This is a genomic window from Shouchella shacheensis (genome assembly GCF_001484965.1).
Lineage (GTDB): Bacteria > Bacillota > Bacilli > Bacillales > Bacillaceae_D > Shouchella > Shouchella shacheensis.
The window spans coordinates 1-1643 of the sequence record NZ_LLYY01000071.1 but is presented as its reverse complement, the minus strand read 5'-3'; the positions used below and the strand labels follow the sequence as shown (position 1 = coordinate 1643).

Genomic DNA, 1643 nt, shown 5'->3' with positions numbered 1-1643 from the left:
CAGCGCTGAAGAGTGAATGTTTTTCGAGATAATCCACCCCGAAATTCGCCAAATATGGGATAATTGAGCTCTACAAAAACCTATGATATTGGCATTTTGGGGGGATTTTTTGATGATGACAAGAAAAGAAAAGCGCGAAATGGAAAAAGGGATCAATGATTTATTCGAGTTTCTGAAAACATCGGAACACTTTTTTAAAGATTTAAACAAATTACTGAAAAGCGTAGATGATCCAAGACACCTCGGTTATGTCACTTATGATACGGCCGTCCTTTTGATGATGGTTATGTTAAAAAATGCATGCAACTTAAAAAGCATGCGCATGATGACCAATGAATTCAATAAGGATGAATGTATCGAAAATCTGAGCACCTATTTAGGGATCAAAGATTTGGAAGAATTGCCTCACTATGACACCATCAATAATTTTTTGTCCCGCCTGAAGCCGGAAGAACTAGAAAACATCCGCACATACATGATCAAGGAATTATTAAAAAAAAGAAGCTTTGATTCCTACCGTATCGGCGGAAAATACTGGGGGATGGTCATCGATGGTACAGGTCTTTTCACGTTTCAAGAAAAGCATTGTGAACACTGCCTGAGACGGGAGCACAAATACAAAGACAAGGAAACGGGAGAAGAAAAAACAAAGACCCTATACATGCATCATGTCCTGGAAGCCAAATTGGTTGTCGGAGACATGGTGCTGAGTGTGGAATCCGAGTTTATCGAAAACGAATCGGAGGATGTGAAGAAACAGGACTGTGAGTTGAATGCGTTTTATCGATTGGCTGCGAGACTCAAAGGCACATTTAAACGACTGCCGATCTGCATTATGGCCGATAGCCTTTATGCCTGCGAAAACGTCGTTAATCAATGTAAAGATAACCACTGGACATACATCTTCCGTTTCAAGAAAGATCGGATCAAAAGTATTGCCAATGAGTTTCAGGCATTAAAAAACATGGAAGACCATGTGCTAAAAGTGAACGTAGATGGGCAACGAGGGGAAATCACCTGGGTGAACGACATTGTTTATCGCGAGCGTAAGCAAAATGTGCTGGAGTGTGAGATGGAGACGGAAGAAGGGAAACAAACGTTTACGTTCCTTACCGATAAAAAAATCACAAAAAAGAATGCCCAAAAGCTTATGAACGCCGGACGAAGCCGTTGGAAAATCGAAAACGAGGGTTTTAACAGACAAAAAAACCTGCGTTACCACATTCAACACGCAGGAAGTCAAAACTACACGGCTATGAAAAATCATTACGTATTAACCCAGATCACAGAGATCATCATGATGCTGCATGAGCATGGGTCGAAGTCATTGAAACGCATCAAAAAAACGGCAAAAGAAATATCCTCGCGACTGTTAGAAGCCTTCCGCGGGCAAACACTAACAGACGAGGATATCGCAAAACTGGGAAAACCCATGCAAATGAGGTTTACCTAGTACTAATCATAACAAAAGGTGTGATGTCTGGCAAAAGAAAAAGTAGTTATCCACAATTTTAAACTAAAAGGACGAAATGGGCTTCTCTTTTTTGGTAAAAAGGACAAAAAGATTACTGGTAAATTTTACATGTGGATAATCCGACATAACCTTTCGTACATTTTTTCTTAACGTTTACTCCTCAGAGCTG

Annotated in this window: 1 protein-coding gene; it reads left to right on the top strand. The window is 40.2% G+C overall.

All coding sequences use genetic code 11. The features are described 5' to 3' along the window. Positions 1 to 112 precede the first annotated feature (112 nt). A complete protein-coding gene (locus AVZ68_RS19395) occupies positions 113 to 1453 on the top strand; it encodes a transposase family protein (RefSeq protein ID WP_059106226.1) in 1341 nt (446 codons plus the stop codon). The last annotated feature ends 190 nt before the right edge of the window (positions 1454 to 1643 follow it).

Bases quoted from the DNA above. Each gene is read 5' to 3' on its own strand.
- AVZ68_RS19395 (WP_059106226.1), top strand. From the start codon at position 113: ATGATGACAAGAAAAGAAAAGCGCGAAATGGAAAAAGGGATCAATGAT.